The organism is Lysinibacillus sp. DFXJR4, from assembly GCF_057196045.1.
The window spans coordinates 43,629-67,112 of sequence record NZ_JBXUNW010000013.1 but is presented as its reverse complement, the minus strand read 5'-3'; the positions used below and the strand labels follow the sequence as shown (position 1 = coordinate 67,112).

Genomic DNA, 23,484 nt, shown 5'->3' with positions numbered 1-23,484 from the left:
AGAATGAAAATAGCTACTAAATTTTTAGGTGAAATCGAAATTGTAGAACAAGATATCCTAACATTTGAGCAAGGCTTATTAGGTTTGGAAGATTACAAAAAATTTGTATTACTTCCTATTGATGCAAATCTTCCATTAGTATTACTGCAATCGGTTGATCAAGTGGAAGTTGGTTTTGTAGTTGCCTACCCATTTGCCTTCAAAAAAGATTATAGCTTTGACATTAGTGACGAGGATCGTGAGAAGCTACAAATTGAAAAAGAAGAGGATGCTCTTACATACACGATTGTTACAATGAAGGAAACATTACAGGATTCTACCATTAATTTGCTAGCACCTTTAATCATTAATATAGATAAAAAACTTGGTAAACAAATTGTCCTCCAAGATAATAAGTCCTATCCACTACGTTACCCAATGCAATCATTGGAAGGAAGTGTGAAATAATGTTGGTGCTCTCACGTAAAAAAGATGAATCAATTATGATAGGCGACCAAATTGAAATTAAAATATTAGCGGTAGATGGTGAGCAAATAAAGATTGGCATTGTTGCACCAAAAGCGGTTAAGGTACATCGCTCAGAGGTTTTTGAAGCCATCCATGCACAGAATAAGGAAGCTTTATCAGCATCAACAAACTTCTTGGAACAGCTAAAGAAAAAATAAGGAATATATGACCAAACTAGAATTTTAAATAGTTAAACTACTGAATCAATTTCATATATCATATTTTTCAAGAGCATTGACTGTTCCTATTAAGAAAGCTTGCGTTTTTTAAACTTATGCTACTTGATTTTTGTGTTTGTAATTAAGCGATGATTCGATCTATTGCCACTTGCAGGCATTATAAATAAACGTCACCAGGTTGAAAGGAAGTTTGGCTTTTCTTCCTGTTCTTTGACGGACATTGTTTAACTGAAAATATTCTTTTAAATAGGCATTAACACATTCTACAGCGCTACGTTCTTTATAGAGTTGTTTCCAACGTTCAGAGCCAAGTGCTGGATACGTCAATTTCCGTAAATCATTGTCACACTTGATTTTGAAAACCTTCTGACAGAGAGAATCATCAAGTAATGGACAGGTTACGCATTCCTTTGGTCTTGTAAACTTTAGTGTTCGGTACTTCTCATCAAAGCTATTGTAACAGTAGCTGTGTTCACGTACACATGTCGGTCTAAAATGCTCATCAAATCCAAGATATTCACCTTCATTGCGGATATTATAGGGAATGATCGCACGCATTTTATACGCCTGTAATTGACGGTAAATGGGTTCAAAATCATACCCTTCATCCAATATAGCGGTTGTGAAATGCTTTGGAAATTGGTCTTCTACTTTTTTTAAAAGAGGAATCGCTGCTTTACTATCCGATAAATTGGCAGATGTCATGAGGCGAGAGGCAATATATTGACACTGCGAGATGCCCTTTAAAGCCAAACCAAAACGTATTTTTGCCGTCACTGTTCTTTTTGATGCCCCATTGTGGTTCGATGGACGTATCTTGCCATAGTGTCTCCAGTGGCGTTTCAAGTTGGTGCTTGATTTCTTTTTCATAAGTCAACTGATTGACTAATGACATCCATCATATGCTTCAGAGGGCACAACATCCGAAACAAGAAAACCACAATCCAAGCGGAATAATGGATCGTTGAACAAACGTTTAATTAAATCCTTGATTGTTGGAATGTGTTCGATAATACAAATAAAGAGTGACTGTATCATCGCACCATAAGTTAATTCGAGTGGAGCACCACGTAACGAACTTTTTGAAATTAGCTGAAAAATTTCCTACACATCGAAAGTGGCGAAAATGGCATCAAAGCGACAAAAACATTTCCGATAATTCTTGGATGTCAAATAGACTCATTTGTTTTACAATAGTCATAGGGCACACCTCATTTCAGTATGGTTTAGTTTGGACGCTACCATTATACCGAATTTGGGGAGGTGCCCGTTTTTTATTTTCAGAACCCTTGATACTAAAGGGATTAGAATTATGAAATTAACTCAAATAAAAAAATAAAAAATCTTTAAAAAAACTATTAAACATTTCCAACTAAATACGATATATAGATTGTAAGGGGTAGGCAGTACATACATACTACCCCTTCCAATATTCCACATGGATGTGGAATAAAAAAATAAACATTCAAGGAGGAATTCCAAATGAGAATTCAACACAACATTTCAGCTTTAAACACACATCGTAACCTTGCATTCAACAATGCAGAAGCTTCTAAAAACCTTGAGAAGTTATCTTCTGGTTACAAAATCAACCGTGCTGGCGATGACGCTGCTGGTTTAGCAATTTCTGAAAAAATGCGCGGACAAATCCGTGGTCTTGACATGGCGTCTAAAAACGCTCAAGATGGTATTTCTTTAATCCAAACTGCTGAAGGTGCTCTTAATGAAACTCATGCGATTTTACAACGTATGCGTGAATTAGCGGTACAAGCTTCAACTGATACAAACGAGTCGACTGACCGTTCAAAATTACAATTAGAAGTAGCGCAATTAATCGAAGAAATCGATCGTATTGCTTCTACAACTCAATTCAACAACATGAACGTTTTAGATGGTACATTCACAGGTAAAGCATTCCATATTGGTGCAAACCAAGGTCAAAAGTTAGATATTTCAATTGGTAACATGAATGCAGCTAATCTAAGCGTTTCTAGTATTGATATCAGTACTTCACGTACAGCTGCAGATGCAGCAATTACAACAATTAACACCGCATTAGAAAAAGTTTCTACACAACGTTCTACATTAGGTGCATGGCAAAACCGTCTAGAGCACACAATTAACAACCTTGGTGCATCTAGTGAAAACTTATCAGCTGCAGAATCTCGTATCCGTGATACTGATATGGCGAAGGAAATGATGGGCTTCACTAAGAACAATATCTTAATGCAAGCTGCTCAATCTATGTTAGCGCAAGCTAACCAACAACCACAAGGTGTACTTCAATTATTACGTTAATTGATACCTTTTAAAAACGACTTCCATTTGGAAGTCGTTTTTCCTATATATTTAAATAATGATAATGTATGATTAAGAAAGGAAGGAGAATAAAATGAACATTCAAATAGAAACAGCAAAATCTGGAGTATCGACAATGAAGATAAATGATTTTTATATACATAGCAAATATGATCCTATAAAGGAAGCGGAAAAATTTATAACTAATAATTATAAGTTAGGAAAGACAATCATACTTTACGGTCACGGATTAGGGTATATTGTCGAAAGCTATAAAGAAGCTCGTAAACTACAGGAAAAAATTATTGTCATCGACCCTTTTCTAAAAATTGGAAAAAAGAATGAACATAATATTTATTATTTAGATGGTGAAAGAAATGCAGAATTAATAAATGATCTAAATGCTATCTTAAACGATAAAGATACTGGAAACACTGAAATCATTTGTTCCCCAAATTATCGAAATATCGATGAAAAAAAGTATGCTGAAATATATGAAATGATATCGAATATATTGAAGGCAAAGATTATTAACTATAATACAATCCAGTCAATGGCATGGACATGGTATGAAAATTTTCTAGATAACTTGAAATATACCTTTCATGATGAGACGATTACATCTTTATTTAATAGGTATACATGTCCAGTGATTGTAGTAGCTGGTGGACCTTCTTTAACAAAGCAACTAACTTTGTTAAAAAGTATTAAAGGAAAGTGTGTTATTTTATGTGCTGGTTCAACAATCCGAACACTATTAAAGCATGATATTGAACCAGACTATATTGTCAATGTTGATGGTGGGCAAAAAAATTTATTACATTTTGAAACCCTACAAAATAGTCATATTAATTATATTTATGGTCTACAATCCACAAAAGGAATTCGTGAAAATTTTAAAGGGAATTCTTTTTATTTCTCACCAATATCTGAACCATTAAGTAAGACTTTTATAAAAAAATATATGCCATCTATACGGAAAATTGAAGGCGGTGTATCAGTAGCTACATATACATTAGCAATAGCATCCTATATCTCCAGTGGACCAATTGCACTAATTGGTCAGGATTTAGCATATACCAATAATAGCTCTCATGCAGATGGTAATGTGCAACAGGAACAAAAAAAGTATGTAGAGGATCATTTCTATAAAAAAGTATTAGGATATTTTGATGACGAAGTTTTCTCAGATGCTACGCTTATTTCAATGAAGGACAACATAGAACAGGTATTACTCGGAATAAATGAACGTAAAGACGACTGTTATAATTGTACGGAGGGTGGAGCAAAAATTAATTATATTGCACAACTTCCTTTCGCTAAGTTTATAGAACAATTTATAAATGATGAAGTAGAAATAACTAGAATCAAAGAAACTAAAAAAACACCTTTTTCAAAGTATAATAACTTCCTTGAAAAAAGTATGCAATCTTTAAATAAAAGGATATTGGCTTTAAAAAAATGTATATACTCAATTGAGCAGAAGACACAAACAAATCAAATGTTGCAAGTAGAATTAAATAAATGCAAGGAATTAATTGAGGGATTAAACTTGCAAGGGGTTGTCAATTTAATTGAATTAAACATGAATAAACAATTTAAACCGATGATATATGATAGTAAAGAGCAACAATTAAATATAGCAAATAAAAAAAATGAGTATATGTTTAAAGAGTTGTTAATAATTTTTGAGCAAACAGAGGATTTAATTAAGAAACAGTTAGAAAAATTATAGCAGACAATTAAAGAACAGATTCAACAAATGTACTTGTGTTTTTAGTGGGGTTTTTTAATTAAACGGAATATTTTGTATCATCGTTTAGAACAAAAAGTAAATGGAAAAACTACACTTCTATTTTTTAAAACCGATATAAATTATGCAGTTAAAGTACTTCAGATATAGAAGGGTGAATGGATCATGCAAGATTTAATTAATGAAACTATGGACAGCTATAATCATTATATAAAAAAGGTGATAGAAGGTTCTTTGCAGATTGCAGATAAATTACGTGGAGAAGAACTGAAAGAGGCTTTAACACTGATTGGCGATTTTTCTGAGGGTACATTGTGGTTAACTGATGTTAATCAAAAATTAAACGAATTAGGTTATTCAGTTAAGCTAGATATGGAAAATATTCAAACATATTTAATAGAAATAAATGATGGCTTACAAAAACAGGACTACGTGTTAGTAGCAGATATGTTTGAATATGAGATTTTACCGTTTTTCGAACAGCTTGAACTATATAAGATATAGAATTATTGGAGTTTACGTCAAGTAGACTCTCTTTCTTTAGGAAAAGAACACTAATTAAATTGGAGGAAATTTAGTTTGCCAGAAATTTTAGCAATAATTCCTGCAAGATCAGGATCAAAAGGTGTTACTCATAAAAATATCAGACAGTTGAATGGCCAACCATTAATTGCCTATTCAATTCAACATGCATTAAATTCTCAATTGATTAATCGGATAATTGTTAGTACAGATAGTGAAGAATATGCAAATATTTCAAAAGAATATGGAGCGGAAGTGCCTTTTATACGCCCTCACAATATCTCAGGCGATTTTGCATTAGATATAGAAGTTTTTGAGCATGCACTAAAACATTTACGTGAAGTTGAAGGATATATTCCAGACATTGTTGTTCAATTAAGACCCACATACCCAATAAGGGATAGTGAAAATATTGATCAGATGATTGATATTTTGTTAAATAACCCAGACGCGGATTCAATACGCTGTATCTCTCCAGCGAAAGAAACACCATATAAAATGTGGACTAAGAATTCAAACAATCAAATATTGCCGATAATGAATGATGTAGTGGAAGCTTATAATATGCCTCGTCAAAGCCTTCCTACTGTTTTTTATCAGAACGCATGTATTGATGTAATTCGGACAGAGGTAATTACGAATCAAGGCTCGATGACTGGTGAAGTGATATTAGGCTATGAGATGAATGATAATTTTGATATTGATTCAGAAGAAGATTTCTTGAGAGCTGAACAATTTCTAAAGCTTTTACAAGATGGCAATAGATTTGTTATTGATATTGATGGTGTAATTGCTCAATTCCGCAAAGATTTAAATTATGAACATGCTCTCCCAAACCAAAAAATGATTGATGTAATTAATGATTTATATAATAAAAATCACCAGATAATATTATTTACTGCTAGAGGTTATGTTACAAAAAAAGATTGGCGTGATATCACAGAGAAACAGTTGGGAAAATGGGGGGTTCAGTATCATGAACTCCATTTCGGAAAGCCAAATGCGGACTTCTATATTGATGATAAAATGCTTAATATGTATGACCTAATTAATCAAAAAGTAAAAAGATAGGATGAATAGCATGAAATTATTTAAGGATTTAATCATTTTCGAAATGGCAAATAGCCATCAAGGTAGTGTCGAGCACGGTATTAACATTATTAAAGAGATGGGGAAAATTGCTCGAAAATATAATGTAAAGGCAGCAGTAAAGTTACAATACCGTGATATTGATAGTTTTATCCATCCGGAATTTAAAGAAAAAACTGATGTTAAGCATATTCCTCGTTTTATGGATACAAAACTAACTTTTGAACAGTTTTGCGAGCTAGTAGATGCTGTTCGAGAAGAGGGATTGATTTCGATGAGTACACCATTTGATGAGCAAGGAGTGAAATGGTGTATTGAACAAGGATTAGATATCATTAAAGTGGCAAGCTGCAGTGCAATGGACTGGCCATTACTAGAAGAAGTAGCGAGTGCAGGAAAGCCAATTATTATTTCTACTGGTGGCAAAACAGTTCCGGATATTGATAAGATTTACAACTTTTTCATACATAGAAATTGTGAATTTGCATTATTACATTGTGTCGCAGAATACCCGGCACCGATGGAAAGGCTTCAACTCGATTTTATTGACCGGATGAAGAAACGATATCGAAATGTATCGATTGGTTATTCAGGCCACGAAAATCCGGATGATCATATCGTTTCGATGTTGGCAACAGCTAAAGGTGCGACTATTTTTGAAAGACATATTGGATTACCAACAGAAACAATTACATTAAATGCATATTCAATGAATCCACAACAAGCAGATAATTGGGTAAAATCTATAGTTAATGCAAAGGAAATTTGTTCTTTGAAAAAAGAAGATACAAAATATATTAGTCAGGAAGAGTTGGATTCTCTTTCATCATTAATGCGCGGTGTTTATTTGAAAAAAACAGTTAAAAAGGGAGAAGCAATTAATCGAGAAGATGTATACTTCGCGATGCCGATTCAAGAAGGGCAAATGAGCAGCGGAGAATTCTATGAGGGTGTTATTGTTTCGTCTGATTATGAAATGAATGAGCCATTAAAAGAGAAAAAGCTTGTGACAGATATTAAAAGTGCAAGAAGTGTTATCCATGATGCAAAAGGGATGCTATTTGAGGCAGGCATTGCTTTAGGTAAAGATTTTGAAGTAGAATTATCGCATCATTATGGAATAAAAAACTTTAGACAAACAGGTGCAGTTATTGTCAATATTATTAATCGAGAATATTGTAAAAAGCTAATTATCGTTTTACCTGGTCAAAAGCATCCTCGTCACCTACATAAAATTAAAGAGGAAACATTCCAACTTTTATATGGAGACTTAGAAGTTGAAATCAATGGTGTAAAAAGAGCTATGAAACCTGGGGATATGGCAACGGTTTTACGTAGTCAAATTCATGCATTTTCATCTAAGACAGGAGCTATTTTCGAAGAAATATCTACAACCCATGTCAAAGGTGATTCGTATTATACAGATAAAGAAATATCGAAATTAGATGTGATGGAGAGAAAAACGATCATTAAAGAATGGTAGTAATAAAAAAGGGGCTATGAAGTCGTGAAGGAAGTAGTAATTGAGGAAATTTTAACATTAAAAAAACTATATAAAGAGATTGCAGATAGAATTTCAACTAATCAACTTAAAGAAGCGCAGGATGCTCTACAGCAAATAAAAGAAAGTGAACAAACAGAGAAATACTATGAATTACTAAGCACAGTTTACTTAAAGAAAAAAGAGTATATGAATGCTAAAAGAATAATAGAGACAGGTTTGTATGATTTTTTAAATTCTAAAGTACTTTATTATAAATTATATGAGGCATTATGGGGGCTGAAACAATATGAAGATGCCATTATTGCTTTGGCTAGATCTATACGATTAACTTTTAATGATGAAGCGCGTGATAAAGCTACAGAAAAGCTGAAGGCTACGATACCAAGATTATTTGATTTTATTGGGGAAGAGAGAGCGAGAAAGATTATTTCAGTAGCCACTCTAATTTTGGGAGAAGGAGATGAAAGGGCATTTCCGATGGATAAGGATGCTCAGAGCTGGATTAATCGCTACTTAACGGATAGTAAAGGTAAAAAGTATTATATTAACCTATATAAAGGATATACAGCTGAAGATATCAACATGGATGTAAGATATTTCTTAAAAACGGAAATTGTACAAGGAAGGAATTATCGATATACAAAATTAAATTTAAGTGAAGAAAGCATAATTCCTTTTTCTTCAAGCTTTAATGAGGGAATCGAACTTCAAAATGCCCAGGGATTTTCTAGTGTAATTGAAGAAAAGCATATGCAGAAAAATCGAATGAATTATGTTAATTTACCAAAAGGTGAATATAGATTAAAAAGTAATAATGAATTCTTTTTAGGTAATCCAATTCCTAATACTAAAAAAGAGAAAAATAAGCTTTGTATCGTACTTTACATAGATGGATTATCACAAGTTTTTTTAGATAGATATGGTCTTGATAATCTTATGCCTAATACAGCGCAGTTTTTCAAAGAATGCTATTGGAACAAAAATTGTTATACAACGAGTGATTGGACATTCCCAAGTGTAGCAAGTATTTTTACAGGACGCTCAACATTCAAGCATAAAGTATATCACCCGAATGTTAATATAGATATTAACAAGAGGGGAAATATGTTTACTGAGAAATTTAGAGAGCAAGGTTTTTATACAACTCAAATAAATAATAACTGGAGAATTGCTCCGAGCGCGGGGTATATGGAGGGATTTGATAGAACAATTTTTCAAAACTTCAGAGGTGGGTTTGCAATTGCAGAAGTTCTGGGCGAAGCAATGGAGCACCTGTCCTCATTCCCTAACAATGACCATTTTTTATGGGTAGGTATTGAAGACTTACATGATATCGCAGATGGATATAATCAAGACATATATCAACAAACAAATTTAACATTGGAAGAGCGTTTGAAAAATGAAAGAGCTGAAATTTCTGTGAACGCTGAATACAGTGAAGATAAAATTGTGAAATATAAAAATCAATTAAAAAGAATTGATATATATTTAGAATCACTATATCACTATTTAGAGAAAAATCATCAAAATAATGATGTTTATGTCGCGATCATCTCTGATCATGGACAAGGCTATATAGAAAATTCTGAAAATTTTCTTCACGAAGGTCGTAGAAAAGTACCTTTTATATTTAAAGGCCCAACTGTTCCAAATAAAATAAGTAATGAGCTTATGTCTATTACAGATTATTTTCCAAATATGCTAGCTGCCTTAAATAATTATGAGAATACTAGTATCGAAAATGATGCAGTTATCTTAGAAGATTTTGGTGGAAAAGGAAGGGGATTTGTGACAACAGAAACATTTCATCCTAAAGCACCTTATCACATTGTGATAACTGATGATAACTTTATTTTTTCATTAAAAACTAAAAAACATATTGAGGACGACGGATTGGTTAACTTAGAAGAAATTGAAATACAATTACTTAATAATAATACTCAAGAAGACGTTACAGAAACAAATAAAGAAAAAGTAAAAGAATATATAGCTTTTGTAACAGAACGAGTGATGCACTATCAGTTTATACAATAGAAAAGAGTGATTTTAGTGAAAAAAACAACGAGACTTAAACAAATGCTAGTTTCTAATACATTAGAATTCCTAATGGAAGCACATAATGGACTTTCATCAAAAATTGTAGAAAATGCTGGTTTTAAAGGTATATGGGCTAGCGGATTATCAATATCAGCTGCATTAGGAGTACGTGATAATAACGAGGCATCATGGACACAAGTCTTAGAAGTAATTGAGTTTATGAGCGATGCCACGGAAATCCCTATTCTTTTAGATGGTGATACAGGCTACGGAAACTTTAATAATATGCGTCGTTTAGTTCGTAAACTAGAACAACGTGGGATTGCAGGGGTTTGTATTGAAGATAAGTTATTCCCAAAAACAAACTCATTTATCAATGGTGAAGCTCAGCCTTTAGCTGATATTGAAGAATTTTGTGGGAAAATTAAAGCTGCTAAAGACGCTGCAATAGATCCTGATTTTGTAGTAGTAGCACGTGTTGAAGCATTTATTGCTGGATGGGGATTAGATGAGGCAGTTAGACGTGCAGAGGCATATCGTCAAGCAGGAGCCGATGCAATTTTAATGCATAGTAAAAAAGCTAATGCATCAGAAATTAAAGCATTTATGGAAGTTTGGGATAATCGTCATCCGGTTATTATAGTACCGACAAAATATTATTCTACACCTACAGAACAGTTTAAAGACTGGGGTGTCAGTACTGTTATTTGGGCAAATCATAATGTGCGTGCTGCAATCAAAGCAATGGAACAAGTAACTCAAAAAATTTATGAGGACCAAAGTTTGATTAATGTAGAAGGAAATATTACTTCTGTCAGTCATATTTTTGAATTGCAAGGAGCAGAGGAATTAAAAGAGGCTGAAAAGAAATATTTACCTACATATGGTCAACAGATTTCTGCTGTTATTTTAGCTGCTTCGAAAGGAGAAAACTTTAATTCTTTAACAGAGCAGTTACCTAAAACATTACTATCTGTAAACAATAAATCGATATTTGATTCTCAAGTTGAATTATTAAATGAAGCAGGAATTAAGGATTTAATAGCTGTTCGTGGATTTGGAAAGGAACAATTTAAGCAATCGAATATTACGTTTGTAGACAACGATCAATTTAGTGAAACTAAAGAACTGTATTCATTAAATCTAGCGTTAGATAAGGTAAAAGATAGCGTAATCATATCGTATGGAGATATATTATTTAAACCATTTATTTTAAATGAACTATTAACTTCTACAGAAGATATAACGATTATTGTAGATTCGGATACGGAGTATGTTGCGGAAGAATATAAAGACTATATTACAGCAACTGAGAAATACAATAAGAAGAAATTTAATCAAGAAGTGTATTTAAATAATATTTCAAGTAACATTGACCCAACTGAAATTGATGGTGAATTCATTGGCTTATGTAAATTTACAACTGTGGGTATTATGCAATTGAAAACCGCAATTAAAGAGCTTAGTCAATCGAAACCGTTGGAAACATTACGTTTTAGTGAAGCTCTTTCTTACTTAGCACAAAATCATCAAATCGCAATTAAGTATATTCGTGGCTCATGGATTGATGTAGATAGTATTATTGAACTTCAAAAAGCAGGTGATATTTAAATGATTTCAATGGATTTGTTTGGCGATAAATTAGAACAGCTAGGTTTTAATTTTTATAGCGGTGTTCCATGCTCATATTTAAAACCTATGATTAATTTTGCTATCAATAAAAATCAGTTTATAATGGCCGCAAATGAAGGTGACGCCGTAGCAATTGCAGCAGGTGCCTCTTTAGGTGGTACAAAGAGCGTTTTTCTATGTCAAAACTCAGGTCTTACAAATGCAGTTTCACCATTAACGTCATTAAATTATACGTTTGAAATTCCTGTATTAGGCTTTGTAAGTTTAAGAGGTGAACCGGGATTATCAGATGAACCCCAACATGAATTAATGGGGACTATTACTGAAAAGCTACTAGAGGTTATGGAAGTTCAATATGCCTATTTATCGGCAGTTGAAGATGAAGCAATTCTCCAATTAGAGGAAGCGAATAAAGCAATTGAAATCGGGAAATCATTTTTCTTTATTGTTAAGAAGGATACATTTTCCTCAGTAAAATTAATGAAGCAGCAAACATCAAACCCTAAAAATGTTCAGTTAAATAGCAGTACTTCAAATATTCAAGATGTAAAGAGAATTGAAGCTTTAAAAGTATTGCAAAATGAAAGTGATGAAAAGACAGTATTATTAGCTACTACTGGGGTGACAGGTAGAGAATTATTTGAACTGGAAGACAAAAATAATCAATTATATATGGTTGGTTCAATGGGCTGTATTAGTTCAATTGGTTTAGGCCTAGCTCTAGTAAAGCCTAATATAAAGGTAATTGTTATTGATGGAGATGGGTCATTATTGATGCGAATGGGCTCTTTAACAACGAATGCTTATTATAGTCCGTCAAATTTATATCATTTATTGCTAGATAATGGTTTGCATGAATCGACTGGGGGACAAAAAACTGTTTCGTCTCATGTGAATTTTTTACAAATTGCACAAGGGGCAAATTATGAAATTGTAGAGCAATTAAATGATTTAAACGATTTGAAGGTATCTTTAGAGAAATGGAATGAAAATTCAAAGTTAACATTTGGTTATTTAAAAACTACAAAAGGTATTAAGGAAAATCTTGGTAGACCAACGATGACACCTAAACAAGTAAAGAATAGATTTATGAGTTTTGTGAAGGAGTGCTCAATTTGAAAACAATAGTCATTGTAGCAGCAGGTCTATCAAGTCGTCTATACCCATTAACAGAAACATGCCCTAAATGCTTATTATCATTAAATGAGGAAAGTATATTACAACGCAATCTAAGGATTTTGGAAAATAATGGTTTTGAAAGAATCATCATTATTACAGGCTATTTGAAAGAAATGATTGAAAATACTGTTGGCTCAAGAGCAGTAACGGTTTTCAATCCTTTTTATAAATATTGTAATAACATGGGTTCTCTATACTTTGCGAAAAATTTTGTTCAACAGGAACCATTTGTGTATTTGCATGGTGATGTTGTATTTAGTGAAACTTTGTTGCAACAATTCCTTAACAGCATTGATAAACAGCATTTTATCGATTTGGCTGTTGATTTTAAAGAGGCTGATGAAGAAGCGATGAAGGTACAGATAGATAATGAATCTTATTTAATTCGCTCTAGTAAAGAAATTGCTTATGAAGATAGTAAAGGTGAATGGATTGGTTTAGCAGCTATTCACCGTCCTATGGAACTATTTGAAAAAATTGAAAAGTTGTTAGTTGCAGAAAAGATGAATGTTTATGATACGTATGCTTTCACGGAATTCGCTCAAAGTGGTAAAAAAATCAAATGTTTACCAATTCATAGTGAACCGTGGGTAGAGATTGATTTTATTGAGGACTATGAAAAAGCAAAGGAATTATTTATATGAGAAAAGAATTTTATAATCCAGTCAAAATTGAATTTGGTCAAAATTCATTAGATTTTTTACCTAGATATATAAAAGAGAGAAAAACTCTTTTAATTACATCCAAGGGGTTTATTAGTCGAGGGATTGTTGAAAAGGTTATGAAAAATAATCCTACGATTGTGCAGACTATTTCAACTATTCAACCTAATCCAACGATTAATCAAATAATTGAAACGAGAAATCAACTAGATTATAAAAGCTTTGAATTGATTGTTGCATTAGGCGGGGGTAGCGTCATTGATGCGGCAAAAGCAATAGCTCCAGGTGATGAGACAAATAATTTATTAGATTTTTTAACTGATGGAATTCCTAGCAACATGGGAATAAAACCAATTATAGCAATCCCAACCACGGCGGGTACTGGGTCGGAAGTAACAATGTGGGGCACAATTTGGGATGATATAAATAAAAAGAAATATTCCATTATGGATGAACGATTATATTGTGATGCAGCAATATTAGATCCGATACTTCATTTGACAGTTCCGTATGAAGTAACGATTCAAACAGGCCTAGATGCACTTTCTCATAGTTTAGAAAGTATTTGGAATAAAAATAATAATTCTATTTCTACATTATATGCAAAACGTGCAATTAGTGAGATTTTAGAAGTTTTGCCTCTAGTAGCAAAGGATTTAAAAAATATTCAATATCGTGAAAGAATGTTGTCGGCTTCATATTATGCTGGAATTGCTTTTTCAAATACACAAACAGCTATTGCTCATGCAATGTCATATTATTTGACATTAGAAAAAGGAATTCCTCATGGTATTGCTGCGAGTATTACATTACCTTATATTATAAAAGCTTTTAGAGAATTGAATGGAACTATTGATATAAATGAAAATGAATTAGATTCAGTAGAATCCTTATTCAATAAATTGGGAGTATCGGTTAATTTAAAGGATTATGGAATTAATGGTAAGGATTTGGATAATATCCGAGGAGGGTTAATATCTACTCCGAGGGCGTCGAATAGTCTTATAAACCAAGATTTATTATTTAAAGAATTAGCATTTACATTAATGTAAAGCCCAGTGGTGATATGTTAACTATTAAAAACATAGAAACTGGAAACTCTTAAGCTACTAAGCAACTAAAAAACTGTTTTTAAGCATACTTAAATAAATCTTACATTTTTCGTACAAAAAAATAGACGTTTATAGGACTTGATCCTGTTTGTTTGATTTAGGGTGACAACATCTTTTAAGGTTAAGGTTTTACTCCTATTTTAACCCAAGCAACCCTCTTACAATAAGGGGCACTTATATTTGGTTACGCAGTGAAGGATCCTAAACGATTTGGTATCGTAGAATTTGAGCAATCATTTCAATGTTATTTCTTTAGAAGAAAAAATAGAGAATCCAAAATTAAAATATGCAATAACCGGATTATATTTTTATGATATTCAGTTATTGAAATAGTTAAAAACTTATCCCATCTGAACGAGGGGAATTAGAGATTAAGATATTAATAAGTTGTATTTAAATAAAAAAATTGAAGATTGAAATGCTAGGTCGAGGATTTACATGGTTAGATACAGGTACTTTTAGTAGCTTACTTGAAGGCAATTTGTTGAAACAATCGAAAATAGGCAAGGGGTAAAAATAGCTTGTCTGGAGGATATATCTTACAATAAAGGATGGATTACGAAAGAGCAAGTGTATAAAATGGCTCAAATGTATAAAAATAGTTATGGAAAATATTTATTAGAACTTATCTAATTTAGAATTGAGTGATACAATGTATAAATTTATGGTGTTCAAAGGGAGAAGTCAATATAATGTACTTTCATTAGGAAGCGAAGGGATTGTATGTGGTGCTCAAGAGTTAGGTCATTCCGCTTTAACAATAGATTTGAATTTAATAGATTCTCAACAATATTTATCAATAGTTGAGAATTTTAAACCTGATTTTACAATAGGATTAAATCCAACTTGTTATTATTATGAAGATAAACTTTTACACTATAATAAAACCAAAATTCCGCATTTAATATTACTTGGAGATAGCCCACATTATCATATTTATGATAGGTCTTTAGGCAATCCAAACGATGCTTTAGTACATTCTATAGTATTTGAAAAACCTTATATACAAGATTTTTCAGATTATGGTGTACAAAATGTATCATTTAAAAAATTAATTTCTGCTGCACCAAGTTATAAAATTAATTTTGAAAATAAAATATATCCACTTGTGTTTTTCGGAACTTATATAGAAGAACAAAAGATATTGTTCGAGATAGAGAACCTATCAGTAGATAAACAAATTAAAAAATCATTAGTAGAGTTGATATCTGAAATACATTACTTTATAGAAACAAATTTAACAATATTACCAAATCGGCTTGCAACGTATATAAGAGAGTATATAAAAGTCAGTTTGTCCATTAATAATAAAGAGATAGAAGATAAACTTGTAAGATTGTACTTTCCTTTTGTAGATAAATATTATAATAGTTTAATTCGAAAAATGGTATTAACTTCTTTCGCAGAGGTAGGGTTACCAATGATTGTGTTCGGTAGCAATGATACTGAAAAGCTATTAGCAAAATATCCGAATGTTAAAGTTAAACAACCAGTACATTATATAGAACATTTTAGTATTATAGCCCATAGCAAAATCAATTTAAATATTACGCCGACCAAATTTTCAATGCATGAACGAATACCAAATACATTAATGAACTCTACTTTGCTGTGCACAAATCTTATGCCGAACTTATTTGAAAACTATCCAGAAATATTGGATTCTTCTATAATATACAATTTAGATAATTTGCAAGAAACTGCAAAACTATTAAAAGAAATTATGGATAATAAAGAAATGTATAACGAAATTGTTTTTAGAGGACTAGATTTGGCTAAAAGAGAATTTACTTTTGAAAAAGAGATGGACTTTATTATTAAAGCATTTGAAGGTAAATATAAATAATTAGTAATTAATTTACCAAATTATATAATTAGAAGGTTGAGAAGATGGAAGTGTTTTATCTAACAAAAGAAACTTTAAATGGTTATTAGTGGGAGCTAAGGTTCCTATATATATGGAAGAATCATATTCAGAAGAGATGTTAAAAAATCAAATCCAACATATTAAATATGAAAAGGATTTAATAGCATTAAATGAAATCTGTGATATATCTATTAACCCAATCGTATTGGTGGAGGGTATCCAGTTGCAAGTTGTATTTCAGATGGAGTACCCGTATTAATGTGTAATTATGAATCAGATGGATTAATTTTTGTTGGTAAAGATAATACATGTGGTGAAGCGTATGATGATTTAATATAACATCTTCTAATTTGCTATAAAAATAGGGAATTTAAGTACGATTTATTAAGTAGACAGCAAAAGCAGTTAGAAAAAGTAGGTTCAAAAAATGAAACACATCTACTAATTAAATTTTTTGAAAAAACGATAAAAAGGTTTGAGCGAGAAAAAAGCTTGCGAAATAGGCTAGTATAATAAGATTCATAGATGAATTATAATATAATAATTAAATCATTTTAGGGAAATTTTGAAATCTTACTAATTAAAAGGTTCTTCACCAAAAGTCGTGGGTGACAAAATCAGCGACCTGTTTCTAAACGTAAACGAAGAAATAAACGGTCTTCATTTCGGTAGCCAAAACCTCGTCTTTTGATGAGTTTAATTTTATTATTCGTGCCTTCCATCATGCCATTTGATAGCGGTGAAATAATGGTATCTAGCAATGCTTTTTCACGGGTTATCAATGTTTTTGCGATTTTAGAAATGGCACTACAAAGATGAAATTAATATCGTTTAAACCATTCTGTTAATCGTCGTTTTGCTTGTGCCATCGTTGTCGCTTTCAGTACATAACGCATATGATTCAATGCTTGATAAATGTATTTTGTAGGCAAATCTTCCTGGTGCCACTGTGCAACAAATCCACGTTCTTCATCAGTTAATTGTTCAGGTTTTCGTGCCCACAACGGTCAATGAATGGCGATTTATGATGCTTTTTGGCTTCTCCTAAATACCTTCGTCTTCGCTGCTGAGCATCGGTGAAAAATTGTACGAGATGAAAGCGCTCCAGCGCATGATTTGCAGTTGGATAAACGACTTGTATCGCATTCACCATCGCTGGGGCGAAATCACTGACCACCGTACGAATTGGACCTGTTACTTTCTGTAAAACAGTGGTAATGGCGCCTTGATCTCGATCTGGTCGCATAATTGTGTCCTTTGCGTAAGGCGAACTCATCTACACAGATAGTTGTGGCGATTTCTTCCGTTAATTCATTAGCTGCCAGCAAGTAATACCAACGCTCAACAGTCATGTAGGGCAGTTCATATTCACGCGCTACATCAGCAATGGAACGACCGTGGCAACGCCTTACAAGTTCTTTACGAAACATAGCTGAAGACGCTTGAACAATTCCTAAACCGAAGTCATAGGTAAATGTGAGGTCGCAGGCAATACAACGATGATGTGGAATCGCCATCTCAATCCAAATAAATCCGAGATGCCAAGCATAGCCATGACGAAAACGACGTAACGTTTGTGTACGGCGAATCGTTTTCCCTTGGCAAATTGAACATGGCACTGAATAAGCACCTACAGTAACAGGAAATACATTTGGTTCTTCGTCAGATGGAAAAGAAACTTCGAAAAAAGATGGTAACGGTAATAGCATTTTGATAAACTTGGAGTACAAAGCGAAAACTCCTCTCGTGGTTTGTCTAGGCAACAATTACGATACGTGAGTTTTCGCTTTTCTTCTATAAAGGAATGTAAAATTATTGAATTAATAGAAAATCAACCACGAGTTTTGGTGAAGAACCAATTAAAAGTAATCAATGTAATAATGTAATGTTATGATAAGAGAGGTTTAACGATATGAAAGGAATAGTATTAGCAGGAGGGAACGGGACACGTCTATATCCATTGACGAAGACTCTTTCAAAACAATTGCTTCCGATTTACGATAAGCCGATGATTTATTATCCTTTATCTGTATTGATGTTAGCAGGAATTAAAGAAATATTAATAATTTCTACTCCTCATCATCTACCGCTATACAAAGATTTATTAGGAAATGGAGCCAAATGGGGTGTAAAGTTTGAATATGTTGAACAATCAGAGCCGAAAGGATTAGTTGAAGCTTTTATATTGGGAGAGAAATTTATTGGCTCAGATTCGGTTTGTTTAGTACTTGGAGATAATATTTTTTATGGTCAAGGTTTTTCGCCAATGCTGCAACAGTCGGCTAAATTAAAAGAAGGTGCAATCGTATTTGGATATCAAGTTAATGATCCGGAACGTTTCGGAGTAGTGGAATTTGATAAAGCATCTAACGTAATTTCACTTGAGGAAAAACCTGCTAGACCTAAGTCGAACTTTGCAGTTACAGGATTGTATTTCTATGATAATGATGTTATTTCTATCGCAAAAAATATTGAGCCTTCTGCAAGAGGAGAACTAGAAATAACAGATGTTAATAAAGTGTATTTACAGAGAAAAAAATTAAAAGTAAAGATTTTAGGTAGAGGTTTTTCTTGGTTAGATACTGGTACATTTGAGAGTTTATTAGAGGCTGGACAATTTGTTGAAACTATACAAAAAAGACAAGGTTTTAAAATTGCATGTTTAGAAGAAATTGCAATAAGAAACAGATGGATTAAAATTGAAGATTTGCATAACGAATCTACAGAGTTTATTAATTATTTGAAGAGTGTTACAGAAAGAAATTAATTTTAAATATCTTTTTTTAAAAAATGAAATTTGGAAGGTTTCAATTTATGAAAGATCTAATTATAATAGGTGCAGGTGGTTTTGGTAGAGAAGTTCTCAGTTATGCACTTGATGTTCAAAGATCCAGAATGTGTGACTGGCGTGTTAAAGGTTTTATAAATGATATTGAAGATGCCTTAGATAATTTTGATATAGATTTTCAAATTTTAGGGCCAATTAAAGGGCATAAAATACTACCAAATACAGTTTATATTTGTGCAATTGGAGATTCTGTTTCTCGATTAAAAGTAGGGAGAGAGTTTTTAGAAAAGGGTGCAGAGTTTATTAATTTAATAAGTCCTGACATCTATTTACGTGAAAGATTCAAAATGGGAGTAGGGAATATTTTATGTCCTGGAGCTGGCTTTGGTCCTGATGTAACTTTAGGGAATTTCACACTTGTTAATGCTGGTGTAGCAATAGGTCATGATAGTATAATAGAGGATGGGGTTACTATAGGCTCTGCATCTCAAATTGCAGGACGTTGTGAGATTAACGAAGGTGTATACATAGGGATTGGGGCAATAATTATTCCAAAGAGAAAAATTGGAGAATATGCTAATATAAGTGCGGGTGCAGTTGTTTTCACAAATGTTAAAGCTGATACAACTGTAATTGGTAACCCTGCAAAAATACTTAAATAATTTACAGGAGTGAAATTTATGACGGATCAAGAAAAATTAGCTTTATTAGAAGATATGTTAGAGGTAGAAGAAGGTTCTCTATCTTCTGATTTAAAATTAGAGGATATTGAAGAGTGGGATAGTGTAGCAATTATTTCATTCATGGCTTTAGTTGATGAAGAATTCGACAAAGCTTTAAAGGCTTCAGATATTAAAGAATTCAAAACAATAGCAGATACATTAGCAGTGATGGAAGCATAAATATAAAATGTACTTATTATCCCAGTCGATGGTAAGTACATTTTTATATGGCTATAGAATAAATAAAGGGAGAGAATAGAGTGGCAAATACTATTTTTGAAAATATAAAAATTAGTGCTATTGCATGTGCAGTACCTAAAAATATAAAAAAAATAACGGAGTTTAATGATGCAGTTGGTGAAGCAGAAGTAAAAAAATTCACAAAAACTACCGGGGTAGAACAATACCATTATGTAAATAGAAATCAGACAACATCAGATTTGTGCTATGTTGCGGCAGAAAAAATTATTGAGGAAAAGAATATTAGTAGGGAAAGTATTGATGGTATTATTTTTCTTACTCAAACTCCAGATTATATTATGCCTGCTACTTCGCATGTTTTACATAAACGTCTAAAACTATCACAGGATTGTATCGCTTTTGATGTGAATTTAGGATGCTCTGGCTATGTTTACGGATTACATATTGCTGCATCATTACTGCAAAAAGGATCGATAAAAAGAATATTGTTTTTAGCAGGTGAAGTTACTACAAATAATAATCCTGAAGCTGATGTAAAGAGTGACATGTTATTTGGTGATGCTGGAACGGCTACTTTAATTGAAGTAGGAGAAGGGAAATTAGCCACTTTATTAAAATCAGATGGTGAAGGCTATCCAGTAATTATTACTCCAGGTGCTTCAGGAAGAAATCCAATAAAAAATCCTAGTGATTATTATAAGGAATCTGCTGGAGAATTAGATGGTGCATCAGTATTTGAATTTACAATTACTGAAGTACCAAAGGTGTTTAATGAATTCTTTGAGATGAATAATGAAAATATAGAAAGCTATGACTATTTCGTTTTACATCAAGCTAATCGCTTTATGTTAAAACATATAGCAAAGAAAATTAAACTACCACTAGAAAAAATGCCGCTATCAATTGATCGTTATGGTAATACTAGCAGTGCAACAATACCATTAACAATTGTAGATCTATGTGATAATCAGCAAGTACCTCAAACAATACGATTAGCAACATCAGGGTTTGGTATTGGGTTATCATGGGGCGTAGCAACATTTGACATTGAAAGAGCGGATGTTTTACCGATGATTATTACAGAGGATTATTATGAGGAGGCATATCGTGGAAAAGACAATATTTAATCCGTTAGATTTTTCGAATAAAAAAATAATGATTACTGGTGCATCCTCTGGTATTGGTAGAGCAACTGCAATTTATCTTTCAAAATTAGGGGCTCAATTAGTATTGATAGGAAGAAATGAAGAACGTTTAAAAGAAACGTTAAGTAATCTAGAGAATAATAAACAGCACATTTTAATACAGGAAGATATAGCTGAAGCTCAAAGTATGGCTGATATATTTGAGGTTGCAGTTAAAGATGGAATAAAATTAAATGGTTTAGTTCATTCTGCGGGGATTGCTCAAGTTATTCCTTTAAATATGCTAACTGCTGAAAGAATATATAAAGAAATGAACATTAATTACATAGTATATATAGAACTAATTCGGTTATATGCCAAAAAGAAATATAGTGACAATGGAAGCATTGTAGGTATATCTTCTATTGCAAGTACTCAACCTGAACAATGCCAAACTAATTATTCAGCGTCTAAGGCAGCAGTTGATGTCTCTAGCCAAGCATTAGCAATTGAATTAGCAAAAAAAAATATAAGAATAAATACAGTATTACCAGGTGTCATTGCAACAGAAATGGTCTTAAATGCAAACGAAAGTGGAGTAGATTTAAATTCAATAAAAGAGCGCCAATTATTAGGAGAAGGTACACCTGAAGATGTTGCTGCAACCGTTACTTTTTTATTGAGTGATATGTCTAGATTTATTACCGGTAGAAAGATATTTGTTGATGGGGGAAGGTTTATTTAGAAACTAAAAAAGAGGTTGAGGTAATTATGCAAAATAATGTATTAATGTATTTAGAAGAGACAGTAAAAAAATTTCCTCACGAGAAAGCAATAGTTGATAAAAGCAGTTCAATTACTTTTAGTGAGTTAAAAAGAAAAGCATCTCATTTGATGATGGAAATTAAGAATAAAATATCTGCTAAAAATAAACCGATTATTGTTTATTTACCTAAAAGTATAGATAGTATAATCAGTTTCATTGGTATTTTGTATAGTGGTAACTTTTATAGTCCAATTGATACAAAACAGCCTATCAATCGTGTAAGCAGTATACTAGAAACTTTAGATTCAGTGTTATGTATTACTGATAGTAATAATATAGATAGTTTAATAAATTGTGGGATAAATAATTCGAGAATAATCAATTTAGATGAAATTGATTTTGAACAGGTTAAAGAATTTAATTATGAAACTTATTTAAAAATTATAGATACTGATCCTGTATATACAATGTTTACTTCTGGATCTACAGGTAAGCCAAAAGGAGTAACTATTACTAATAGAAATATAATTAACTATATTGAATGGGCAGTTTCTACGTTTAATACTAATCATACAACAATTATTGGAAGTCAGTATCCATTGCATTTTGATGTTTCTACTCTAGATTTATATTCTTGTTTAAAGACGGGTGCTACTTTGGTTTTCTTACCAGAAGAGTATTTTGCTTTTCCAATCAGATTATTAGAATTTATTAATCTACATAGAATAAATCGTTTAAATATGGTGCCATCAGCATATATTAATATTTCAAATGTTGATATATTAGAAAAAGTTTCACTAGATTTTATTAATACTATTATGTTTTGTGGAGAAGTGATGCCTGTAAAACATTTGAATAACTGGAAGAGGAACTTGCCGAATTTAAAGTTGGCTGTTAACTTATATGGACCAACTGAGGCAACTGTTAATTGTACGTATTATATAGTTGATAAAGAATATAAAAATCATGAAAAATTGCCTATAGGTTATCCTGTTTCAAATACTGAATTATATATTATAGATGAAAATAATCAATTGGTAACAGCACCAAATCAAATTGGAGAGTTGTATATTAGAGGACATTCCTTGGCACTGGGATATTGGAATGATTTAGAAAGAACAAATGAAGTTTTTATTCAAAATCCATTAGTTAAAGAATATGAAGAGAAAGTTTATAAAACTGGGGATTTAGTTTGTTATAATGAAGAGCATCTTTTAATGTATATCGGCAGAGTGGATTCCCAAATAAAACATCAAGGATATCGAATTGAATTAGGAGAAATTGAGGTAGCTGCTAATTCAATTGATAACATTGAGCATTGTTGTGTACTGTATGATTCTAATAAGAAGAAAATAATTTTATGTTATTCGGGAATAGAAAATGACAAAATAATTTTTAGTGAACTGAAAAATATCTTACCTAAATATATGATTCCCAATAAAATAATTTATTTAAACCAAATGCCGCTGAATACAAATGATAAGATAGATCGTGTATTGTTAAAAACAAAATATTTGAGTTAAATGAAATCTGTTAAATTAA

The 23,484-nt window shown here is 32.1% G+C and carries 22 protein-coding genes and 3 pseudogenes; 21 read left to right on the top strand and 4 right to left on the bottom strand.

Features of this window, described 5'->3' with window-relative positions:
• Nucleotides 1-3 precede the first annotated feature (3 nt).
• Both fliW and csrA read left to right on the top strand, forming a co-directional pair.
• Nucleotides 4-447 (top strand): flagellar assembly protein FliW, encoded by a 444-nt coding sequence (gene fliW, locus AC2CGN_RS19660; protein ID WP_484515756.1) that lies wholly within the window; start codon nucleotides 4-6, stop codon nucleotides 445-447.
• A complete protein-coding gene (csrA, locus tag AC2CGN_RS19655) occupies nucleotides 447-665 on the top strand; it encodes a carbon storage regulator CsrA (protein WP_484515754.1) in 219 nt (72 codons plus the stop codon). Before fliW ends, csrA begins: the two co-directional genes overlap by 1 nt.
• A 159-nt stretch (nucleotides 666-824) precedes the next feature.
• On the opposite strand, the pseudogene AC2CGN_RS19650 reads toward csrA, so the two are convergent.
• Nucleotides 825-1,887 (bottom strand): annotated as a pseudogene (locus tag AC2CGN_RS19650) (transposase).
• 281 nt (nucleotides 1,888-2,168) lie between these two features.
• On the opposite strand from AC2CGN_RS19650, the gene hag reads away from it, so the two are divergent.
• The 13 genes and pseudogenes from hag (at nucleotide 2,169) to AC2CGN_RS19585 (ending at nucleotide 16,600) form a co-directional block, all read left to right on the top strand.
• Nucleotides 2,169-2,984, top strand: a complete 816-nt coding sequence (gene hag / locus AC2CGN_RS19645; RefSeq protein ID WP_484515752.1) for a flagellin Hag — start codon at nucleotides 2,169-2,171, stop codon at nucleotides 2,982-2,984.
• 94 nt (nucleotides 2,985-3,078) lie between these two features.
• Complete coding sequence (locus AC2CGN_RS19640; protein WP_484515750.1) at nucleotides 3,079-4,719, top strand: motility associated factor glycosyltransferase family protein; 1,641 nt, start codon at nucleotides 3,079-3,081, stop codon at nucleotides 4,717-4,719.
• Nucleotides 4,720-4,902: 183 nt separating this feature from the next.
• Nucleotides 4,903-5,241 carry a DUF8042 domain-containing protein gene (locus AC2CGN_RS19635; protein WP_484515748.1) on the top strand — a complete coding sequence of 113 codons (339 nt, stop codon included), beginning with the start codon at nucleotides 4,903-4,905 and terminating at the stop codon, nucleotides 5,239-5,241.
• Between the two features lie 75 nt (nucleotides 5,242-5,316).
• Entirely contained in the window at nucleotides 5,317-6,330 is a 1,014-nt protein-coding gene (locus AC2CGN_RS19630) for an acylneuraminate cytidylyltransferase family protein (protein WP_484515746.1), read from the top strand.
• A 10-nt stretch (nucleotides 6,331-6,340) separates the two neighbouring features.
• Nucleotides 6,341-7,831 carry an N-acetylneuraminate synthase family protein gene (locus tag AC2CGN_RS19625; protein ID WP_484515744.1) on the top strand — a complete coding sequence of 497 codons (1,491 nt, stop codon included), beginning with the start codon at nucleotides 6,341-6,343 and terminating at the stop codon, nucleotides 7,829-7,831.
• Between the two features lie 24 nt (nucleotides 7,832-7,855).
• Entirely contained in the window at nucleotides 7,856-9,886 is a 2,031-nt protein-coding gene (locus tag AC2CGN_RS19620) for a sulfatase-like hydrolase/transferase (RefSeq protein WP_484515742.1), read from the top strand.
• Nucleotides 9,887-9,901: 15 nt separating this feature from the next.
• A complete protein-coding gene (gene aepX, locus AC2CGN_RS19615) occupies nucleotides 9,902-11,500 on the top strand; it encodes a phosphoenolpyruvate mutase (RefSeq protein ID WP_484515741.1) in 1,599 nt (532 codons plus the stop codon).
• Nucleotides 11,501-12,640, top strand: a complete 1,140-nt coding sequence (aepY, locus tag AC2CGN_RS19610) for a phosphonopyruvate decarboxylase (protein WP_484515739.1) — start codon at nucleotides 11,501-11,503, stop codon at nucleotides 12,638-12,640.
• A complete protein-coding gene (locus AC2CGN_RS19605) occupies nucleotides 12,637-13,344 on the top strand; it encodes a phosphocholine cytidylyltransferase family protein (RefSeq protein WP_484515738.1) in 708 nt (235 codons plus the stop codon). Before aepY ends, AC2CGN_RS19605 begins: the two co-directional genes overlap by 4 nt.
• Complete coding sequence (locus AC2CGN_RS19600) at nucleotides 13,341-14,414, top strand: phosphonoacetaldehyde reductase (protein ID WP_484515736.1); 1,074 nt, start codon at nucleotides 13,341-13,343, stop codon at nucleotides 14,412-14,414. Before AC2CGN_RS19605 ends, AC2CGN_RS19600 begins: the two co-directional genes overlap by 4 nt.
• 227 nt (nucleotides 14,415-14,641) lie before the next feature.
• Nucleotides 14,642-15,107 (top strand): annotated as a pseudogene (locus AC2CGN_RS19595) (sugar phosphate nucleotidyltransferase); the annotation flags it as partial.
• A 7-nt stretch (nucleotides 15,108-15,114) separates the two neighbouring features.
• Nucleotides 15,115-16,320 carry a glycosyltransferase family protein gene (locus AC2CGN_RS19590; protein WP_484515734.1) on the top strand — a complete coding sequence of 402 codons (1,206 nt, stop codon included), beginning with the start codon at nucleotides 15,115-15,117 and terminating at the stop codon, nucleotides 16,318-16,320.
• Between the two features lie 112 nt (nucleotides 16,321-16,432).
• Nucleotides 16,433-16,600 carry a hypothetical protein gene (locus tag AC2CGN_RS19585; protein WP_484515732.1) on the top strand — a complete coding sequence of 56 codons (168 nt, stop codon included), beginning with the start codon at nucleotides 16,433-16,435 and terminating at the stop codon, nucleotides 16,598-16,600.
• Between the two features lie 358 nt (nucleotides 16,601-16,958).
• Here the strand turns inward: AC2CGN_RS19585 and AC2CGN_RS19580 are convergent.
• The 3 genes and pseudogenes from AC2CGN_RS19580 to AC2CGN_RS19570 form a co-directional block, all read right to left on the bottom strand.
• Nucleotides 16,959-17,345, bottom strand: a pseudogene (locus AC2CGN_RS19580) (ISL3 family transposase).
• The gene (locus AC2CGN_RS19575; protein ID WP_484515802.1) at nucleotides 17,318-17,587 is read right to left on the bottom strand and encodes a transposase; all 270 of its coding nucleotides are present in this window, start codon (nucleotides 17,585-17,587) and stop codon (nucleotides 17,318-17,320) included. Before AC2CGN_RS19575 ends, AC2CGN_RS19580 begins: the two are co-directional and overlap by 28 nt.
• On the bottom strand, nucleotides 17,508-18,071 hold the full coding sequence (locus AC2CGN_RS19570) for a hypothetical protein (RefSeq protein ID WP_484515804.1): 564 nt from the start codon (nucleotides 18,069-18,071) through the stop codon (nucleotides 17,508-17,510). The genes AC2CGN_RS19575 and AC2CGN_RS19570 overlap by 80 nt, the downstream gene beginning before the upstream one ends.
• A gap of 182 nt (nucleotides 18,072-18,253) precedes the next feature.
• Here AC2CGN_RS19570 and rfbA point away from each other — a divergent pair, with 182 nt between their 5' ends.
• The 6 genes from rfbA to AC2CGN_RS19540 all read left to right on the top strand — a co-directional run bounded on the left by rfbA (nucleotide 18,254) and on the right by AC2CGN_RS19540 (nucleotide 23,465).
• Nucleotides 18,254-19,108: a glucose-1-phosphate thymidylyltransferase RfbA gene (gene rfbA / locus AC2CGN_RS19565; protein ID WP_484515730.1), complete on the top strand. Its 855-nt coding sequence runs from the start codon at nucleotides 18,254-18,256 to the stop codon at nucleotides 19,106-19,108.
• Nucleotides 19,109-19,155: 47 nt separating this feature from the next.
• Nucleotides 19,156-19,791, top strand: coding sequence for a NeuD/PglB/VioB family sugar acetyltransferase (locus tag AC2CGN_RS19560; protein WP_484515728.1), 636 nt, complete (start codon nucleotides 19,156-19,158; stop codon nucleotides 19,789-19,791).
• A gap of 18 nt (nucleotides 19,792-19,809) precedes the next feature.
• A complete protein-coding gene (locus tag AC2CGN_RS19555; protein ID WP_484515726.1) occupies nucleotides 19,810-20,031 on the top strand; it encodes a phosphopantetheine-binding protein in 222 nt (73 codons plus the stop codon).
• Between the two features lie 80 nt (nucleotides 20,032-20,111).
• Complete coding sequence (locus AC2CGN_RS19550; protein WP_484515724.1) at nucleotides 20,112-21,179, top strand: 3-oxoacyl-ACP synthase III family protein; 1,068 nt, start codon at nucleotides 20,112-20,114, stop codon at nucleotides 21,177-21,179.
• Nucleotides 21,160-21,921, top strand: coding sequence for an SDR family NAD(P)-dependent oxidoreductase (locus AC2CGN_RS19545; protein WP_484515722.1), 762 nt, complete (start codon nucleotides 21,160-21,162; stop codon nucleotides 21,919-21,921). Before AC2CGN_RS19550 ends, AC2CGN_RS19545 begins: the two co-directional genes overlap by 20 nt.
• Before the next feature lie 26 nt (nucleotides 21,922-21,947).
• Nucleotides 21,948-23,465 (top strand): amino acid adenylation domain-containing protein, encoded by a 1,518-nt coding sequence (locus tag AC2CGN_RS19540; RefSeq protein WP_484515720.1) that lies wholly within the window; start codon nucleotides 21,948-21,950, stop codon nucleotides 23,463-23,465.
• Nucleotides 23,466-23,484 lie beyond the last annotated feature (19 nt).